Annotated in this window: 17 protein-coding genes and 3 pseudogenes; 12 read left to right on the forward strand and 8 right to left on the reverse strand. The window is 68.9% G+C overall.

The genetic code is table 11. The annotated features are described in order from the left end of the window. Positions 1-42: 42 nt before the first annotated feature. From HUV60_RS19320 to HUV60_RS19330, 3 genes are all read right to left on the reverse strand, one after another. Entirely contained in the window at positions 43-1,533 is a 1,491-nt protein-coding gene (locus HUV60_RS19320; protein WP_257848508.1) for a DEAD/DEAH box helicase, read from the reverse strand. A 280-nt stretch (positions 1,534-1,813) separates the two neighbouring features. Then, positions 1,814-2,017 (reverse strand): cold-shock protein, encoded by a 204-nt coding sequence (locus HUV60_RS19325; RefSeq protein WP_004986771.1) that lies wholly within the window; start codon positions 2,015-2,017, stop codon positions 1,814-1,816. A gap of 573 nt (positions 2,018-2,590) precedes the next feature. Next, entirely contained in the window at positions 2,591-2,818 is a 228-nt protein-coding gene (locus HUV60_RS19330) for a DUF5133 domain-containing protein (RefSeq protein ID WP_257848510.1), read from the reverse strand. Between the two features lie 72 nt (positions 2,819-2,890). On the opposite strand from HUV60_RS19330, the pseudogene HUV60_RS19335 reads away from it, so the two are divergent. The 9 genes and pseudogenes from HUV60_RS19335 to HUV60_RS19375 form a co-directional block, all read left to right on the forward strand. Continuing rightward, positions 2,891-3,592 (forward strand): annotated as a pseudogene (locus tag HUV60_RS19335) (potassium-transporting ATPase subunit KdpA); the annotation flags it as partial. Beyond that, a pseudogene (locus HUV60_RS19340) lies at positions 3,589-3,832 on the forward strand (potassium-transporting ATPase subunit B); the annotation flags it as partial. The pseudogenes HUV60_RS19335 and HUV60_RS19340, both read left to right, overlap by 4 nt. 310 nt (positions 3,833-4,142) lie before the next feature. Next, entirely contained in the window at positions 4,143-5,210 is a 1,068-nt protein-coding gene (locus HUV60_RS19345) for a right-handed parallel beta-helix repeat-containing protein (protein ID WP_257848511.1), read from the forward strand. A 704-nt stretch (positions 5,211-5,914) separates the two neighbouring features. After that, positions 5,915-7,045: an acyltransferase family protein gene (locus HUV60_RS19350; protein ID WP_257848512.1), complete on the forward strand. Its 1,131-nt coding sequence runs from the start codon at positions 5,915-5,917 to the stop codon at positions 7,043-7,045. 496 nt (positions 7,046-7,541) lie between these two features. Beyond that, positions 7,542-7,682, forward strand: a complete 141-nt coding sequence (locus HUV60_RS19355; protein WP_257848514.1) for a transposase — start codon at positions 7,542-7,544, stop codon at positions 7,680-7,682. Between the two features lie 318 nt (positions 7,683-8,000). Next, positions 8,001-8,867, forward strand: a pseudogene (locus HUV60_RS19360) (ISAs1 family transposase); the annotation flags it as partial. 207 nt (positions 8,868-9,074) lie between these two features. Further along, positions 9,075-9,197, forward strand: a complete 123-nt coding sequence (locus HUV60_RS19365) for a hypothetical protein (protein WP_257848516.1) — start codon at positions 9,075-9,077, stop codon at positions 9,195-9,197. Positions 9,198-9,370: 173 nt separating this feature from the next. Beyond that, a complete protein-coding gene (locus tag HUV60_RS19370) occupies positions 9,371-10,726 on the forward strand; it encodes a chloride channel protein (protein WP_257848517.1) in 1,356 nt (451 codons plus the stop codon). Between the two features lie 440 nt (positions 10,727-11,166). Further along, positions 11,167-12,585 carry a DUF2252 domain-containing protein gene (locus HUV60_RS19375; protein WP_257848518.1) on the forward strand — a complete coding sequence of 473 codons (1,419 nt, stop codon included), beginning with the start codon at positions 11,167-11,169 and terminating at the stop codon, positions 12,583-12,585. A 251-nt stretch (positions 12,586-12,836) separates the two neighbouring features. On the opposite strand, the gene HUV60_RS19380 is transcribed toward HUV60_RS19375, so the two are convergent. The 4 genes from HUV60_RS19380 to HUV60_RS19395 form a co-directional block, all read right to left on the reverse strand. Next, positions 12,837-13,283 (reverse strand): hypothetical protein, encoded by a 447-nt coding sequence (locus HUV60_RS19380; protein WP_257848519.1) that lies wholly within the window; start codon positions 13,281-13,283, stop codon positions 12,837-12,839. Beyond that, positions 13,280-13,546: a hypothetical protein gene (locus tag HUV60_RS19385; protein WP_257848520.1), complete on the reverse strand. Its 267-nt coding sequence runs from the start codon at positions 13,544-13,546 to the stop codon at positions 13,280-13,282. Before HUV60_RS19385 ends, HUV60_RS19380 begins: the two co-directional genes overlap by 4 nt. Before the next feature lie 113 nt (positions 13,547-13,659). Beyond that, the gene (locus HUV60_RS19390; protein ID WP_257848521.1) at positions 13,660-13,794 is read right to left on the reverse strand and encodes a hypothetical protein; all 135 of its coding nucleotides are present in this window, start codon (positions 13,792-13,794) and stop codon (positions 13,660-13,662) included. A 67-nt stretch (positions 13,795-13,861) separates the two neighbouring features. Then, positions 13,862-14,380: a transposase gene (locus tag HUV60_RS19395; protein ID WP_443047348.1), complete on the reverse strand. Its 519-nt coding sequence runs from the start codon at positions 14,378-14,380 to the stop codon at positions 13,862-13,864. 84 nt (positions 14,381-14,464) lie between these two features. Here HUV60_RS19395 and HUV60_RS19400 point away from each other — a divergent pair, with 84 nt between their 5' ends. Continuing rightward, positions 14,465-14,938, forward strand: a complete 474-nt coding sequence (locus HUV60_RS19400) for a tyrosine-type recombinase/integrase (protein WP_257848522.1) — start codon at positions 14,465-14,467, stop codon at positions 14,936-14,938. A 92-nt stretch (positions 14,939-15,030) separates the two neighbouring features. Here the strand turns inward: HUV60_RS19400 and HUV60_RS19405 are convergent, their stop codons facing one another. Then, entirely contained in the window at positions 15,031-15,378 is a 348-nt protein-coding gene (locus HUV60_RS19405) for a hypothetical protein (protein WP_257848523.1), read from the reverse strand. Positions 15,379-15,965: 587 nt separating this feature from the next. Here HUV60_RS19405 and HUV60_RS19410 point away from each other — a divergent pair. Then, entirely contained in the window at positions 15,966-16,685 is a 720-nt protein-coding gene (locus tag HUV60_RS19410; protein WP_443047349.1) for a Crp/Fnr family transcriptional regulator, read from the forward strand. Positions 16,686-16,857: 172 nt separating this feature from the next. Beyond that, the gene (locus HUV60_RS19415) at positions 16,858-17,562 is read left to right on the forward strand and encodes a hypothetical protein (RefSeq protein ID WP_257848525.1); all 705 of its coding nucleotides are present in this window, start codon (positions 16,858-16,860) and stop codon (positions 17,560-17,562) included. Positions 17,563-17,564 lie beyond the last annotated feature (2 nt).

Raw genomic sequence — 17,564 nt, forward strand, 5'->3', positions numbered from 1 at the left:
CCTGCGGAGATGGGCCGGCTTCCTGATCGGGACGACGGGGGCCTAGGCTGCCGCGTCGGAGACGGACTGCCGTGCGGGCGCGCGCCGGGTGGCCGAAGCCGGGCGGCGCCGGCCGCGGGTGGAGCGGCGCTTGGGGCGTTCGGCCACCGGCGCGGTGATGACGACCGGGATGCCGGAGGGGGCCTGGGCGCCGGTGATGCGGTGCAGGGCCTCCGTGCCGGCGCGGACCTGGGTCGTCTGCGGGACGATGCCGGCCGTCACCATGAGGCGGGTCATGGCGCGGCGCTGGTTCGGGGTGACCAGGGTGACCACGCTGCCGGACTCCCCGGCGCGGGCGGTGCGGCCGCCGCGGTGGAGGTAGTCCTTGTGGTCCGTCGGAGGATCGACGTTGACGACGAGGTCGAGGCTGTCGACGTGGATGCCGCGCGCGGCGACGTTGGTCGCCACCAGCACGCTGACGTGCCCGTCCTTGAACTGCTTCAGCGTACGGGTGCGCTGCGGCTGCGACTTGCCTCCGTGCAGGGCGGCGGCCCGTACCCCGCTGTTCAGGAGGTGCTCGGTCAGGCGGTCGACGGCGTGCTTGGTGTCCAGGAACATGAGCACGCGGCCGTCGCGTGCGGCGATCTCGGTGGTGGCCGCGTGTTTGTCGGCGCCGTGGACGTGGAGCACGTGGTGCTCCATCGTCGTGACCGCGCCGGCCGACGGATCGACGGAGTGCACGACGGGGTCGTTCAGGTAGCGGCGCACGAGCAGATCGACGTTGCGGTCGAGCGTGGCGGAGAACAGCATGCGCTGGCCCTCGGGGCGGACCTGGTCGAGCAGGGCCGTGACCTGCGGCATGAAGCCCATGTCGGCCATCTGGTCCGCCTCGTCGAGGACGGTGACGGAAACCTGGTCCAGTCGGCAGTCGCCGCGGTCGATGAGGTCCTTGAGACGTCCGGGGGTGGCGACGACGACCTCGACGCCGCCGCGCAGCGCGTGGGCCTGCCTGCCGATCGGCATCCCTCCCACGACCGTGGCCAGGCGCAGCCTCACGGAGCGGGCATACGGAGTGAGCGCGTCGGTGACCTGCTGCGCCAGCTCACGCGTCGGTACGAGGACCAGCCCCAGCGGCTGCCGGGCCTCGGCGCGCCGGCCGGCCGTACGGGCCAGCAGGGCCAGCCCGAAGGCGAGGGTCTTGCCGGAACCGGTGCGCCCCCGGCCGAGGACGTCGCGGCCGGCGAGGGAGTTCGGCAGCGTCGCGGCCTGGATCGGGAACGGTACGCTCACGCCCTCCGCGCCGAGCGCGGCCAGCAGCTCCGCGGGCATGTCGAGGTCGGCGAAGCCCGCCACGGCGGGAAGCGCCGGGGTGATCGTCCGGGGGAGAGCGAACTCACCCGACAACGCGGAGGGCCGACGGCTGTGACCGCCGGAGCGGACCGGCCCGCCGGAGCGGCCCGGGACCGATGAGCCGAACCGTTTGCCGCTCCTCCCCGGATCGGCGCCGCCCGTACGGGTGCGGGGGAATCGGTCGTTCGTGCGTGTGCGGTTCATGGGGGACCTTCCTCGATACGGCACATATCAAGGAATTCCCGCAGCGATGAGCGGCATGGAGAATTGCAAGAACAGGCCGGATGGAATGAAAAAATGAATCAATCGTGCGCTGCAGAGCAATAGCGGGGCCGCGTTCTGGTGCCCCTCTGAAGGTGATCCGTATGCGCAGTTCTGCGATTCCTCGCGGTTGTCCCGCAGGCGAAAACGCTGCGGGAAGTGCGTACAGTTGGGGCCCGCACCCCGAAGGCTGCGGGCCCCAACTGTACGGTGTGCGCCGGCGTCAGGCGGGAACGATGTTCTCCGCCGTCGGGCCCTTCTGGCCCTGCGCGATGTCGAAGCTCACCTTCTGGCCTTCGAGCAGCTCGCGGAACCCCTGGGCGGCGATGTTCGAGTAGTGGGCGAACACGTCGGCGCCGCCGCCGTCCTGCTCGATGAAGCCGAAGCCCTTTTCCGCGTTGAACCACTTCACAGTGCCAGTAGCCATGTCTTGTTCTCCTTCGGGAGCAGTGAATCGGTGCCCGCACTGTGCGGACACCGTGTCGCCGCAATGATCAACCCGCCGGAACAAAGACCGGTGCCAAAAAACACTTCCAGTGGCGCAGAAGCCGACTGAGGAGAATTTGGAATTTCGGGAACCACAACTGCAACTGGGATCGACAGTAGCACGATGTGGCAGTCGGTGTGCGCTGGACAATTCCGCTCTGTTCGTTGCTGCAAGGAAACTGCCCGCACGGTTCCGTAGAACTCTCACTCCGCGGGTGCAGATATAATGTCGTCCAGACCTCGACGCCCCGCGAATCCCCGGCTCCGGCTGTGAGTGCGACGATTCGGACCGGTGGAGGCCGACAGCGGGACGGTCGCGGGACAGGTCCTGGAGGCCGTCGACCGGACTTCCGGTCGACGGCCCGGTCCCCTCTCGAGCGATCAACTCGCAACCGTTACCGAGGTGTTCCCGGGATCTGCATGATCACCAGGCGGATCACTGCCCTCCGGACCGCGTCCACGGGCGGCTCTCGGTGACAGGGCTACCGGTCCGGCGGGTGCGGAGCGGGAGCAGTCAGGTGACGACGAGAGAGCCGTCGGCGGTACGGGCCGCGGTCAGCCTGCGGCGAGCGGCGATGAGGGCGGAGCCGATGTCACGGGTACCGGTGGACACGCACAGGGTGTAGGCGACGTCCTCCATGCGCCGGCGTGCTTCCTCGCCGCCGGTCTCGGTGTGCACCATGCGCAGCGTCTCGTACTGCTCGATCAGGTTTTCCAGCACGTCCGGGTGTGCCATGAGCATCGGAGGTTTCCCTTCTACCGTCACCCGCATGAGTCATACACGGACCCGTTTGCCCCGGGCTCCGGCCGCTATTCCTCGATCTTCGCGGTGGCCACCACGCTGACCTCCACGGGTACGGTGGACTCCTTCCACTCCTCCTTCACCGGCCTCGGCGGCGGTATCACGATGCTCGGCACGATGCTCGGAGAGATCGCGCCCGGCGGCGTCGGCTCCGGCCTCTACGGCATGCTCGTCATGGCGGTCATGGCGGTCATGGCGGTCATGGCGGTGTTCAGCGTCGGCCTGATGGTCGGCCGCACCTCCGAGTACCTCTGCAGGAGGACCGGCACCCGTGAGATCAAGTTCGTCGCCTGCCACATCCTGATCACCCCGGCCCTGGTACTGACCTTCACCGCCGCGCCGATGGCGCTGTCCACTCCGGCGAACTCGATGACCCACAGCGGGCCGCACGGTTTCCCCGAGATCCTGTACGCCTACACCTCCGCCTCGAACAACAACGGCTCCGCCTTCGCCGGTCTGAACGCGGACACCCAGTGGTTCAACACCAGGCTCGGCATCGCGATGCTGCTCGGCCGCTTCCTGCCGATGGTGTTCGTCCTGGCGCTGGCGGGATCCCTGGCGGAGCAGAAGCCGGCTCCGACCACCGCGGGAACCCTGCGCACCGAGAAACCCCTGTTCACCGGGCTGCTGGTGGGGGTGGCCCTGATCACCACCGGTCTGACCTACTTCCCGGCGCTTGCGCTGGGCCCCCTCGCGGAGGGACTGGCGTCATGACCACCGACACGCACCAGCACGAGGACCCGATGTCCCCCCCCGGCCCGGGCGCCGCACAACGACGTACCCACCGGTCCCACGTCCGGCCAGGGCCGTGTCGGCGCGGGCGTCTTCGACCCGAAGCAGCTGGTCAAGTCGCTGCCCGACGCCCTCCGCAAGCTCGACCCGCGGGCGATGGCGAAGTCGCCCGTCATGTTCGTGGTCCTGATCGGGTCCGTTCTGACGGCGGTGGGGGCGGTGGGGGCGGCGACCGGAGGCGCCCTGCTGCCGGCCCAGATGCTGCGCAAGGCCGAAACCGGCACCGGACAACCCTGATCGGGCCGACGAATCTCCGACGAGTGGCGCCCGGCTGCGCCGCGCGGTGCTCTTCCACCTGATCAGCACCGTGCGGCACGACCTGCCACCCGGTTCGGGGCGGCTCCTGCCGCGCCTCTGCCCCCGGCCCGACGGCCGGGGGCAGAGGCGGGGAACAAGCCCGATCGGTGACTTTCCATATCCATATGGTTGCCAAGAGTGGCGGTGCTGCGAGGTGGCCCATAACGTCGAGCTCATGAGGAAATGCCAGGTCACAGGCGTCATTTGCGCCATCGCACCCCTCGTCGCCGGCATGGGAGCCCTTGCTCCGGCCGCCTTCGCCCGCAGCGGACCCGAGCAGGTGGTCCGTCCGGGCCAGTCCATCCAGAAGGCCGTCGACGCGGCCGCACCCGGAGCCACCATCGTCCTGACGCGGGGCACCTATCGCGGAAGCGTCACGATCACGAAGCCGCTGACCCTCCGGGGCGCGGACGAGCAGACCGTGATCGTGCCCGGAACGGACGAGGAGGCACGGAGTGCGTGCGCGGAGGCGGGGAACGGCGTCTGTGTCACCGGCACGGACGCACAACCCGTCACCGGGGTGCGGATCCGGTCACTGACCGTCGAAGGGTTCAAGAAGAGCGGTGTCCTGGCCACGCGCACCGACCGGCTGGAGGTCCACCGGGTGACCGCCCGGGACAACGGCCAATGGGGCATCGCGCAGGACCGCTCCACCAGCGCCTCGTTCCGCCACAACACCGCAAGCGGCAACGGCGACGCCGGGCTGTACACCGCCAACGTGTTCGAGGCTGACGCGGAGAGCGAGACCCTCGACACCCGTGGCACGGTGATCAGCGGCAACCGCCTGACCGGCAACCGGATCGGCATGACCACCCGTCGGCTCAGGAACCTCACCGTCGAGCACAACGTCGTCGCCGGGAACTGTGCGGGTGTCTTCGTCGTGCTGCCGCGCGCGGTGGGCGACCTGACCGTCCGCCGCAACGCGGTCTACGAGAACAACACATCCTGCCCCGCCACCGCGCGCCTGCCCCACCTCCAGGGGGTCGGCATCGTCCTCGTCGGCGCGGAGGAGGTGCTGGTGACGCAGAACGCGGTCCGCGACAACGTGGGCGACTCCCCGTACTCCGGCGGGATCATCGTGTTCGGCAGCTTGGACGGCGTCCCCAACGAGCGGAACGTGGTCCGTGACAACCTCGTGCTGGGCAACCTCCCGGCGGACCTGGCCACCCGCGACGCCGAGGGGAAGGACAACAGGTTCATCAACAACATCTGCCAGACCTCCGAACCGGCAGGCGGGTGCTGACCGGTCAGGGCGCGGCGGCCCGGGGCAGCCGTCTCCGGGGAGCAGAGGCGATGGCCGCAAGGGAGACACCCTTCCCCCGGCATGCGGCCACGGACGCTGTCCCGCCCCGGGACCCGCACTTCCCCGGCTGCGGCACACGGGCGACACGTCGGCCTCCACGGCCGGAACCGGGCATGGCCATCGTCGGTCTGTCGGTCTGTCGGTCTGTCGGCCTGTCGGCCTGTCGGCCTGTCGGCCTGTCGGTCCGTCGTTGCGGAAGCCCGGCGGCTCGGCCGGCGAGCGGATCCGTCGTGTCCATGACGCCGACGTCACCTGACGGCAGACCGGGCGTGGCGGCGAATGGCTCTGGGTGCGCGGCCCGCTCGCCAAGGGCGCCGTGAGGCGAGAGGCATGCGTCGGGAGTGGGGAGGGGAGCCCCGCTTGCCCTTCTCGCAGGGAGCGCTGTACGTGGTGTGTGCAGGCGGTCCGGCCCCTCGGTGGGCGGACTCCGTGGAAACGAGGATACGAGCGGGGCGGGCAGTGCGGCGGGAACGCCGGCGAGAGGTGCGTCAGGGCTCCTGATGTGCATGTGGAGTTCACTGTATGAACCCGAGCCGGCAACCAAGCCTTCCACGGAGATCGGCACGGTGTGCCCAGCCCCGTCAAGTCGAGCACCGGTACGGCGGCCAATTCCGCTGCCGAGCCGCTGTCAGGAGTCCGCCGTCATGAGGGGCAAGCCACTCCCGAGGCGTGCCGCCACTGTCTCCGGTGACCGCGTCGGCGGGGCGGGCCGGGCCAGGAATCCGTGGTGGGACAACACCCGGTTCCTCTCCGCCTTGCTGATCGTGATTCTGCACACCGGCGGCAGCCTCCTGGCGCGAGAGGACGCACTGCACTCCTTCCACATCGCCAGCTGGGCCTTCCGGGTGCCTGCCTTCGTCATGTTGGCCGGTGTGTTCAGCAGTGCGGGACCGCTCGGCCCCCGTTCCCTGCGCACCCTGCTGCAGAACATCGTGCTGCCCGCCCTCGTGTTCAGCTTGCTCTACTCGCTGGAGAAGCACTGGCTGGGCGACGAGTTCATCGTGCACGTCGTCCAACTGCCGTGGACCCTGTGGTTCCTGATGTCCCTCTTCTTCTGGCGGCTGCTACTGCCGTTGGTGGTCCAGCTGCGTCACCCGCTGCTCGTCACCACCGGCGTCGCCCTCGCCGTGGGGTACGTCGAGGAGTTCGGGCTGGCCTTCTCGGCGAGCCGCACGCTCGTCTACCTTCCGCTGTTCTATCTCGGCTGGCGGATCGGCCAGGGCTTCCTGAGCACCTGGTTCACCAGCCGGTGGAGCCTGTTCGCGGCGGTCGCCGGGATCCTTGCCTCCTGCGTCGTGGGATGGCTGTGGCACAGGGACATCAAGGGCAACTGGCTTTCCATGCGCCATTCCTACTCCGCCGCCGATCCGCTGAGCCTGGAGTGGGCCTGGGGCGTCCGGCTGCTGGTGCTGGCCACGGCCGCGGCCCTGGTGCTCTGTCTGCTGCGGCTGATGCCCCGGCGGCGGCTGCCGCTGGTCACCACGGTGGGCGCCGGCGGGTTCACGATCTACCTACTGCACCCGCTGTTCATACTGCCGGTCCGGGAAATGGGCTTGATAGCACGGGTGAACACCCCGGCCGAGATCGTTGGTCTGGTGCTGTGCGCGGTTCTGCTGACGACGGTGCTCGGGTCCCCGCCGGTGCGCCACCTGGTCCGTCCGCTGACCCGGCCCTCCACCGGCTGGCTGTTCGCCCCCGCCGTACCCGGGCCGCAGCAGCCGGTACGGGGACCTGCTCACGTACCACCCGTACCGGAGCCCGCGCGCACCCCGTAGTCCTCCGCGGCCGGCTCCTCGTCACTCACCTTGAACGCGTCCCCGGGCCGGCGGCCGAACGGCTTGTCGCAGGCGGCTTTGGATCCGGTGGTGACTCTGTTGCTCCATTGCGGAGAGTGACGCCGGCCTGTCGGCGGGGCGCAGGGAACGGGTCTCGCGAGGAGGCGGTCCGGCCCCGGCCGGCCCCTCCCGGATGTGCGGTGCGTGACGACCATCCCTCGAATTGAGCAGCAGAGTCGGTGGTCGCCGCGGGGGCGGTGGGAACGGTGCAACAGTGCCCGGTCCGATGGAGCCGAGTCCGTGGATGGCGCCGAGGCGGACTGGTGCGGCTCGGCGACGAGCCGGCTGTGGCGGGCGGTCGTGGTCTGCACCGGGTGGCCGTCCGCGAGCGCCGCCGCGCGTGCGGGCGCGTATCCCCCAGCCGGACTGAGGTTCCCCCTGCTGGCCGGACAGCTTGATACTGGGACGGATGTCCGGGAGGAAGTAGTCACAGGTAGTGAGTAGCAGCATCATGAGTAAGCGGTGCACGGCCGAGTTCAAGCGGGACGCGGTCGCCTTGGCGTTGTCCTCGGTGAAGACGGTCACCGAGGTCGCGAGGGATCTGGGCGTGGGTCCGGAAGGGCTGCGCGGGTGGTGAAGCAGGTGAAGGCCGACCGCGGAGAGGGGCCCGCCAGGGCTTCGGCGTAGTCGGCTGACGTCCGCTTCCTGACAGATGACCAGGTTGGGCGGGGTTCGATGCAGAACAGGCACGGACACCTGTGATCATGGAGTTCTCTACGCTCTGTGATCCTGGGAAGCCAGTGCCTGTCGACGCATCATCTCTGTTCTCTCCCGCCTTTGACCAACTCGGCCCCCACCCGGGAGCTGCACCCGGGGAGATCCCCGGCCTGCTGGAACGCCTTGCGCAGGTCCCCGGCCCGCGTGATCCCCGCGGGGTCGGCATCCACTCGTCACGGTGCTGGTCCCGACCGCCTGCGCGGTCCTCGCCGGCGCGAGGCCGCTGCTGGCCGTGAGTGAATGGGTGGCCGACACCCCGGCGGAACTCCTCGAGCGGCTCGGCATCCGCGTCGACCCAATCTTCCCGAAACGCTCCTGGCCTGTGGAATCAACGATCCGCAGGCTCCTGGCCAGGACCGACACAGACGCCTTGGACCGGGCCGTCGGAGCCTGGCTCACCGACCGGCAGAAGGACGCGGGCGGTTTGCGAGGACTGGCCGTCGACGGGAAGTCGCTGCGGGGTGCCGCCCGCGCGAAGGGCCGGAAAATCCATCTCCTGGCCGCCTGCGACCACACCAGCGGCCTGGTCCTCGCGCAGATGGACGTCGGGGAGGAAACCAACGAGATCACGCGGTTCCAGCCCCTCCTGGACACGCTGCCCGACCTGTCCGGCACCGTCGTGACCAGCGACGCCATGCACACCCAGCACGACCACGCCACCTATCTGCGCGGGCGGGGCGCCCACTGCATCGTGATCGTGAAGCGCAACACGAAGAAGTTCTGCACGCAGTTGAAGTCCCTTCCCTGGAAGCAGGTCCCGCTCCGTGACCGGACGTGCGCGCCCGGTCACGAATGCTCCGAGATTTGCAGGCTGAAGGTCTGCACGGTCAACAACCTGCTCTTCCCCGGTGCCCGCCAGGCCGTCCAGATCGTTCGCCGCCGCGTCCACCGCAAGACGGGAAAGATCAGTCTCAGGACCGTCTACGCGGTCACCAGCCTCGCCGCGGAACAGGTCCCACCCGCCCGGCTCGCCCAACTGGTCCGCGGGCACTGGACGGTCGAGGCCCTGCACCACGTCAGAGACGTCACCCTCACCGAGGACGCCTCACAACTGCGTACCGGGAACGCACCCCGGGCGATGGCGACCTGCAGAAACCTTGCGATCGGAGCCCTCCGCCTAGCCGGCGTCCGCAACATCGCAGCCGGCCTCCGCCGGACAGCCCGGGACCAAAATCGCGCCCTCACCCTTCTGGGCCTCACATGATCAAAAAGGGCAAGGCCCGACTACGCCGAAGCCCTGACCATGATGCAGATGCTGGCCGACGTGATGCTGGTGGGAATGATCGCGCGGGTCCTCCTCGGCGCTGTCCGGGTCGCAGAAGACGCCCGGTCGGCCGGCTCCGGCGAGCCACCGGGCGCGGAGGAATCCGGTTGAGCAAGGGTGACGCGTCAGAGTCACCCGCATGGGCGGCGTTGAAATGCCCGCCGGTCAACGGCGTGCCAGGCTCGCAACCGCGCCGCTCGCAGCAGGCGGCGGGGCGTTCCGGGTTCGCTGAATTCGGCCGATGAGACCACAGGCGAGGTCCGCATCGCGAGGAGGCAGTGTGCATGCCGGTCGCCAGGACTGGATCCGAGGCCGCGTCACCCCAGGACCCCCTGACGCTTCTGCGGAGCCGCGCATACCTGGTGTTGTTGGTGACGGCCGCGCTGATCGGCGTGCCGGTGTCCGCGGCGGCGTTCGGCTTCCTTGCGCTGGTCGGTGAGATTCAGCCACTGGTCTACACGGATCTGCCCAAGTCGCTGGGGTTCGACGGAACCCCACCGTGGTGGCCACTGCCGCTGCTCGCTGTGGGGGGACTGCTTGCCGGACTGACGATTCAGTACCTGCCGGGGCACGGCGGGCATGAGCCGACGGCCGGGTTCAAGACCGCCGGCCCGCCCTCGCCCATCGAGCTGCCCGGCATCTTTCTCGCCGCCCTGGCGACGCTCTGCTTCGCTGCCGTCCTCGGTCCCGAGGCACCGCTCCTGGCGCTCGGCGGCGGGCTCGCCGCCGGCGCCGTGCGGATGATCAAACGGGACCCGCCGGAGCAGGTGAGCGCGGTGCTGGGCGCGGCGGGCAGTTTCGCGGCCGTCAGCTCGCTGCTGGGATCACCGCTGCTCGGAGCATTCCTCCTGATGGAAGCCTCAGGGCTGGGTGGGCCGACGATGGCGCTGGTGTTGGTGCCCGGCCTGCTGGCCGCGGGCATCGGTGCACTCATCTTCGTCGGGCTGGGAAGCTGGACAGGGCTGGGCACCTACTCGCTGGCACTGCACGACGTACCCGAGGCCACGCACCCGACAGCGGCGGAATTCGGCTGGGCTCTGGTCATCGGTCTGTCGGCCGCACTCGTGGGCGTGGGAATCCGATGGCTCGCCGTCCGGTTCAGGGTGCACGTCGAGAGGCGCCGGGTGCCGACCACGGTGGTCATGGGCCTGGTCGTGGCGGGGCTGGCGATCGGCTACGCGGAGGGCACCGGCAAACCGGCGACCGATGTGCTGTATTCGGGGCAGACGGCGCTGGATCCCCTTCTCACACACAGCGCCGCGTATTCGGTGGGAGCGCTGTCGCTGCTGGTCGTGTGCAAGGGCCTGGCCTATTGCGCATCACTGAGCAGTTTCAGAGGAGGCCCCATCTTTCCCGCGATGTTCGTGGGAGCGGCGGGCGGCATCCTGTTCTCCCACCTGCCGGGACTGACCCTGGTCGCGGGGTTCGCGATGGGTATCGGAGCGATGAGCGCCGCCATGCTGAGACTCCCGCTGGTCTCCGTCCTGCTCGCCACCCTGCTGGTCGGGGCACAGGGGCTCACCGTCATGCCGCTGGTGATCGTCGCGGTCGTGGTCTCGTACGTCGCGACGGCGAAGCTCACGCCTTCTCCCGCCACGGACCCGGGGCAGGAACCGAGGGCGGGCCGGCAGCAGCCGTGAGCTCGCCGGGAGACCTCCGTCCGTCTGCTCGCCGCAGTCATCGTGCGGCGCCGAGCGGATCGCCCGCCGCAGCGAAGCCTCTCCGGATGGGGATGGTCGTGCCGCGGGATCATGACGCCACCATCCAACGGCGGACCCGCACCTGGCTCCCTGAATGTGCGGCGGCCAGGGTGGTCCAAGTCGTCTGGAGCACCGCCCGGAGTTAGGTTGTAAGTGGATGCGTCCATCTCATCCGACGGGGTCCGACGGGGTCGGAACAAGCACCGTCCGCGGTGGCAGCCACCTGGTCGGGCCCGCACTCGACGTCAACGGCAAGGCTCACGACTCCGGCGACCCCATGCCGTCGGCGCGAACTTCGTCCCGGGCAGCGGAGCACGATCCGCTCCAGACGGTCATGGCCGACGCCTGCGCGTCGGCCACCACATCCTGGAGCGTCCACAATGAACGACAACCATCTCTCTGGCGACGAGACACGGCACCTCACCCCGCATGAGCGGGTTGCCCGCGGCAAGGCAGCACGCGTCGACGCGCCCCGTTCCAGCCACGCCGAGTTCATGCCCCCGCCGAAGCGCCCGGACCCGGTGGAGATCATCGAGAAGCAGTCCGCGACGCGAGTGCCGGAACTCGTGCCGATCCGCTACGGCAGGATGAGCGAGGCGCCGTTCCGTTTCTATCGCGGGGCCGCCGCCATCATGGCCGCGGACCTCGCGGAGGCGCCGCGCACCGGGCTCAGGGTGCAGTGCTGCGGGGACGCGCACATGCTGAACTTTCGGTTGCTGGCCTCTCCGGAACGCCGGCTGATGTTCGACATCAACGACTTCGACGAGACGCTGCCCGGACCGTGGGAGTGGGACGTCAAGCGGCTGTCGGCCAGTCTGGTCATCGCGGGCCGGGCGAACGGCTTCGGTTCCAAGGAGCGGGTGTCGGTGGTGCGGGAGACCGTGCGGTCCTACCGCGAGCGCATGCGGAGCTATGCCGGACTGGGCAATCTAGACGTCTGGTACTCCCACTTCGACGCGGACGAGCTGCAGGAACAGTTCGCCCCGGTACTGAGCGCCGAGCAGCGCGATCGCTGGGAACGCACCCGGGAGCGAGCCCGTGCGCACGACACACTGCAGGTCTTCGACAAGCTCACGCATGTCATCGACGGAAGGCGTCAGATCGCTTCCGATCCTCCCCTGCTGGTCCGGCTCCAGGACCTGCTGCCGGACGCTGAACGCGGTCGGCTGGAGCAGGAGATCAGCCGGCTGATCGAGCGCTACGGCCGGACCCTGCAGCCGGACCGCCGGTTCCTGCTGGAGAGCTATCGCCTTGCCGGCATCGCCCGCAAGGTCGTCGGCGTGGGCAGTGTGGGAACCCGTTGCTGGATCATCCTGCTGCTCGGCAAGGACGACGAGGATCCCCTGTTCCTCCAGGCCAAGGAGGCCGAGGAGTCGGTTCTGGCGCCTTACGTCGGAGGCAGCGCGTTCAGCACGCAGGGCGAGCGTGTCGTCGTCGGCCAACGGCTCATGCAGGCCACCAGCGACATCTTCCTGGGCTGGGAGCGCGTCCAGGGCATCGACGGCAAGCGGCGGGACTTCTACGTACGCCAGCTGCGCGACTGGAAAGGCATCGCTGTGGCCGAGAGCATGTCACCCAAGCGGATGGGCCTGTTCGGCCGGCTGTGCGGTGCCACGCTGGCCCGCGCCCATGCCCGTTCCGGGGACCGCATCGCGATCGCCGCGTACCTGGGCGGCGGCGATGTCTTCGACCGTGCGCTGGCGACGTTCGCCGAGTTGTACGCGGACCAGAACGAGAAGGATCACCAGGCCCTGGTCGAGGCCATCCAAGCCGGACAAATCCCGGCCGAAGCGGCTTGACGCTGCGGGATCCCCCACGAGTCCGGCATACGGCCGGACATCCGGTGGACCACCGCCGACTCCACGGTGAGATAGGCCACGTTCCACCTGTCGAGTACGAGACCAACTACTACACAGAACTCGCACAACCCCAGCTCACAACCACAATCTGAAGCCTCTACCGAACCCGGGGCGATTCAGTGTGCTGTCCGGCGAAGGCCATGGGTTGTCTGGAGCCCGGCGAGCGGCCGGAGTGAGGTGCGGGTGTCCCGTCAGACCTTCTCGACTCGCACGGAGTGGCCTGCGAGGAGTCGGTTCATGTCGTCGGTGTCGGAGGTGAAGACGGTTGCCTCGGCTCCCTGTGCGGCTTCTCGCCCGGCTACAGCCGCCAGAACGGCGTCGACGGCGTACTTGTGCCCGTGCAAGCCGGCCGCCTTCAGCATGCCGCGTGCCATGGCGATCACCTGGTCGTCCGTGTGCACGATGCGGATCCGGGACAGGGTCCAGTTCCACAGTGCCTGCCGCGACGCTTCGCGTGGGTCCCATGCCTCCAGGGTCGTGAGCGCCGAGGTGACGATCGGGATGTCGAGCCGCGGGGCCGTCTTGATCAGCGCGGCCATCTCCCGGTCGCCCTGGACTGCCTTGGAGAGGGCTTCGGAGTCGAACACGAAGACGCGCTGGCGCGGCCGGTGCAGCTTCGCTCGGGCGGTGCGGCTCACGCGGCCTCGTCCGAAGCCGATCGCTGCTCGTCATGCCAGCCGTCGATGGCGGCGATGCGCTCCAGCGCTGCCTGCTGCTCGTCGTCCGTCACGGCGCCGTGCTCTTCCTCGAGCCGGTCGGCCAACTCGCGCAGTCGGTCCATGGCGTCCTGGTGAGCGGCGGCGGCCGCGATGTAGCCGGACACCCCGCGTGCGTCGACGCGCTCCTTGATCGATTCCACCAGCTCTTCCGACACGGTGATGGTGATCTTCCGGGTTGCCATACTTCGAGTATGCCACGCTCTGTGTGGCGTGGCTTGACTCCTCGAAGAAGCCGGCTCCGAAGAGCAGGGGTGCGCGGGATGCCGCCCTCCACCCGGTACTACAGCCGGTGTTGTCACGGTGAGTGGTCTCGTTGGCGGTAGTGGCTGATGCGGGCCCTGGTCTGGCGCCGTCGGCGCCGGCGGTTCCAGTGCAGGGCGAGCCAGGTCCTGGCGGTGCGGGCGGGTGCCAGGACGATCCGGTCGTACATGCGGCGGATCTCGTTCAGGGACAGTGGGACGACGGCCTCCTCCTGCTCGTCGGTCGGGCCGGTGGGTTCACGGGGTGGCGTGGTGAGGGCGTATGCGTCGACTCCGCACGCCGGTGAGGAAGGCCAGGGCGAGCATGCACACGGTGGTCTGCCGGTACCAGGAGACCCAGCGGACCTGGTGTTCCTCCAGCCAGGCGCGCAGGGACCGTGAGCCGCCGCAGAGCTCGTCGGCCAGGAAGTAGGTGAAGGCCACCCCCGCCGCGAGAGCGCGCCCGGCCACGCGCCGGGCCGGCTCCGGCTTGGTCACCACGGTGCGGGCCCGTTCCTCGGGCACCCCGGCCTCCCCGCAGCGCCGGCGGTGTTCCTCACTGCGGCCCGCCCAGTGCTGCCCTGCATACAGCTCACGGTCGATGATCGCCCGCCCGCGCGAGGACCCGTAGGACAAGTGGAAGCTGACCTGGGCGTTCTCGACCTGTCCGGTGACGCCGGTGTACTGGCGGGCCACCCCGGCACTCTGGGTGCCCTTCTTGATGTCACCGGTCTCGTCCGCGGTCAGCACGGCATCCTGGTCCCGCAGCGAGTTCACCACGAACTCCCGCACCCGGTCGCGCAGTTCGTCGGCCTCTCAGGACGCACGGGCCAGGAAGTCCTGCAACCGGTCCGGCGAGGCATGCCCAAGAACCACGAACGCCGGTCCGTACCGATCCCGAGATTCCTGGCGGAGGAGCTGAAGCCCCACGTCGAGGGGCGGGACGAGGACGAGCTCCTGTTCACCGCCCCGCAGGGCGGACCGCTGCGGGCCCGCAACTTCCGGCAGCGGCTCTTCGCGCCGGCGGTCGTGAAAGCCGGACCGGGGCACCTCAAGGTCACCCCGCACAAACTGCGCCACACGGCCGCCTCGCTCGCCATCGCCAGCGGTGCGGACGTCAACGTCGTCCAGACGATGCTGGGCCACAAGTCGGCGACGCTGACCCTGGACACGTACGGGCACCTCTTCCCGGACCGTCTCGACGAGGTCTCGAAGAAGATGCACAAGCGGCGTGCCAAGCAGTTGGCCGAGGCGCAGATCAGGCTGGAGGAGGCCGAGCGGAAGGCCCGCCAGGCCGCCGAGGCGGTGGCCGCCCAGGAGGAGGACTCGGCGTGATGTGGGTCTGATCCGTGCCGAGAAACGGCAAACGGAGGGGGCCGCCGTCACTGGTATGGAACCGGTGGGGGCGGCCTTCCGGTCTTTCCGGGTCAGAGCAGCCTCGGCCGGCGGCCATCCCGCCGGGCCCGGTCCATCGCGGCAGCGGTCTCGTCCTCGGCCAGCGCCTCGATGTGCTCAGGCACTGACCGCTCGTCGAGCACGAAGAGCCGGCCACCGACGAGGCGAGTGGCGGTCTTCCAGCCCAGACGCTGGCCGGCCTCCCGCGCCGCCTGCCGAACGTCCTTGAGGTCGCCCATCTCCGCGAGGTCGTCGCTGTCCAGGACCAGCTGTCCGAAATACCCCTCGTACTGCGGCTTCAGAGCGACCCGCATCAACGACTCCAGCCGGTCGGCCAACTTCTCGTACCGGCGCCGGGACAACTCGTTCTTCGCGGGCATCTCGCACAGCTCCCCACCTCTGCCCGCAGCCGCATGTGTGCCATATGTGTGCTGCGCGTACGAAGGCCCTTCCGTCCGTCGGACGGAAGGGCCTCTGACCCGGCGTTTTGCTGTGCCCCCGGCAGGATTCGAACCTGCGACACCCGCTTTAGGAGTTTTCCCGGGGCGGGGCTGTGACCTGCGGAAACGTCACCGAAAGGGTGCCTGGCCTGGGGAAACACCCCTCCATAGTTCTCACGTGTTCGCGGGGTTTCCCGGCCTCATGTGTGCCGAATCCGTGCAGCTTCGAGCACCTGTCCGAGAGGATCCGACTGCTCGTATAGCCGTAGAGGAGTGAGCTTGTTCCGCCAGACATCCTTGTTGTGGTCAGGCTAAGAGTGCGGCCTCGTGCTCGGCGGGACAGCGGTAGCCGAGGCTGCTGCATGGGCGCTCATCGATCTGGTGTGCGCCCCTGGCATGCGCCCAGCGCATCAAGTGAGCCCTCCGCGCACTCTGCCCTGGTCCTCTGACAACTGCTTCTCTGGAACAGCTGATTCGCATGGATCAGAAGCAGATCAAAGTTGGTGCGGAGAAGGAGAGAAGTGCCCTTGACGCCGCAGTCCGCATCCCAGGGCCCGGAAGGGTGGCCTGCCCGCAGCTTCCTCGGTGGTCTGTCGGAGCCCGTCCGTACCAAGCTGCTCAGGATCGGTACCCGCTGCCGTTATCTACCCGAAGAGATCCTGATCCGTGAGGGTGACTTCTCCAACCATGTGGTGCTCTTGCGCTCCGGATTCGTCAAGGTCACCGCTCGCCTGGACAATGGCCACGAGGCGTTGCTCGCCATCCGGGTCGGAGGGGACATAGTCGGCGAGATGGCCGCCATGGACGACGGCGCGCCGAGGTCGGCCACGGTCACCGCCTGCGGAGAGATCGTCGCCAGCATCGTTCGCGAGTCCGACCTCCGGTCCTTCCTCGAATCCCACCCCGAGGCGGCGCGTGCGGTCAACAGGATCGTCGTGCAGCGGCTGCGCTGGTCGAACCAACGGCGAGTGGAGTTCGGGGGGTATCCGGTCAAGGTGCGTCTTGCCCGCGTGCTCGCCGAGCTGGCGACCTCGTACGGGCATCCGGTGCCGCGTGGGCTGGTCATAGGGGTCGACCTCACCCAGCCGGAGCTGGCCGCGCTCACCGGCTCGGCGGAGGTCACCATCCACAAGGCGCTCGCCGAACTGCGCAGAGACGAACTCATCACCACCGGCTACCGCCGTACCACTGTCCTCGACCTGAATCAGCTGCGGGAAATCGCCCAGCTGCCCGCGGCCGTTCCGTAACAGGGGCGTCGCCCGCACCGCCTGCCGAAAACCGTATTTCTACGACCCACTCGGGTTTCCCCGCCTCCGGGCGCACAGTTGACGCCCGACCTCGCTCGACCAAGGCAGATGGGTGACCGAGTCCATGACATCGCAATCACATTCGCAGGAGATCATCACGCGGCATCTGTGCATGGCTGCCGACGTGGAGAAGTACAGCCGCCTCGACACCCCGAGCCAGGAGGCCTTCCAAACCGACCTGGTGCGGGTGCTGGAAGAGGCGGCGGTGCTCAGCGGCCTGGACCGCACGGCCTGGGAACGTCAGCCGCAAGGCGATCAGGAATTCGCCGTCCTGCCGCTCGAAACCCAGGAACCGGTGGTACTCGGCGGCTTTGTACGGAACCTGGCCGTCCGGCTCGGCGAGCGCAACGCCAACCGCGCCGAAGAAGAGCGGATGAGGCTCCGGCTCGCCATCGACTTCGGCGTGGCCCGCACGGCCGCTCTCGGCTACAGCGGGCCCGCCCCCGTCTCCGTGGCCCGCTATCTCAACGCGCCCCAGCTGAAGCGGGTGCTGGAGGCTCTCGGCTCGACCGATCTCGCGTTGATCGTCTCCGACCGGATCTACCAGGACGTGGTCCGGCTCCGAGGCGAGGGCCAGGGCCTGGATCCGAGTCGGTACGTCAGGGTGCACGTTCACCAGAAGGAGTTCAGCGGCTACGGCTGGATCCACGTACCGGAGCACGGCCGGGAGGAGCTGGAGCCGCTCGTGGCCGACCCGGAGCCGGAGGAGGCCGCGACCCCCGCGCCCACCAATGTGGTGAAGAAGAACAAGGGCGGCGTCTTCCACTTCGGCAGTGGCGACGCGGCCAGGACCATGCACAAGAAGTACTACGGGTGATG

The organism is Streptomyces sp. KMM 9044, from assembly GCF_024701375.2.
Classification (GTDB): Bacteria; Actinomycetota; Actinomycetes; order Streptomycetales; family Streptomycetaceae; genus Streptomyces.

Bases quoted from the DNA above. Each gene is read 5' to 3' on its own strand.
- HUV60_RS19405 (WP_257848523.1), bottom strand. From the start codon at position 15,378: ATGCCCGCGAAGAACGAGTTGTCCCGGCGCCGGTACGAGAAGTTGGCC.
- HUV60_RS19400 (WP_257848522.1), top strand. From the start codon at position 14,465: ATGCCCAAGAACCACGAACGCCGGTCCGTACCGATCCCGAGATTCCTG.
- HUV60_RS19415 (WP_257848525.1), top strand. From the start codon at position 16,858: ATGGCTGCCGACGTGGAGAAGTACAGCCGCCTCGACACCCCGAGCCAG.
- HUV60_RS19375 (WP_257848518.1), top strand. From the start codon at position 11,167: ATGAACGACAACCATCTCTCTGGCGACGAGACACGGCACCTCACCCCG.
- HUV60_RS19330 (WP_257848510.1), bottom strand. From the start codon at position 2,818: ATGCTCATGGCACACCCGGACGTGCTGGAAAACCTGATCGAGCAGTAC.
- HUV60_RS19365 (WP_257848516.1), top strand. From the start codon at position 9,075: ATGCTGGCCGACGTGATGCTGGTGGGAATGATCGCGCGGGTCCTCCTC.
- HUV60_RS19390 (WP_257848521.1), bottom strand. From the start codon at position 13,794: ATGTACGACCGGATCGTCCTGGCACCCGCCCGCACCGCCAGGACCTGG.
- HUV60_RS19385 (WP_257848520.1), bottom strand. From the start codon at position 13,546: ATGGCAACCCGGAAGATCACCATCACCGTGTCGGAAGAGCTGGTGGAA.
- HUV60_RS19325 (WP_004986771.1), bottom strand. From the start codon at position 2,017: ATGGCTACTGGCACTGTGAAGTGGTTCAACGCGGAAAAGGGCTTCGGC.
- HUV60_RS19320 (WP_257848508.1), bottom strand. From the start codon at position 1,533: ATGAACCGCACACGCACGAACGACCGATTCCCCCGCACCCGTACGGGC.
- HUV60_RS19370 (WP_257848517.1), top strand. From the start codon at position 9,371: ATGCCGGTCGCCAGGACTGGATCCGAGGCCGCGTCACCCCAGGACCCC.
- HUV60_RS19345 (WP_257848511.1), top strand. From the start codon at position 4,143: ATGAGGAAATGCCAGGTCACAGGCGTCATTTGCGCCATCGCACCCCTC.
- HUV60_RS19350 (WP_257848512.1), top strand. From the start codon at position 5,915: ATGAGGGGCAAGCCACTCCCGAGGCGTGCCGCCACTGTCTCCGGTGAC.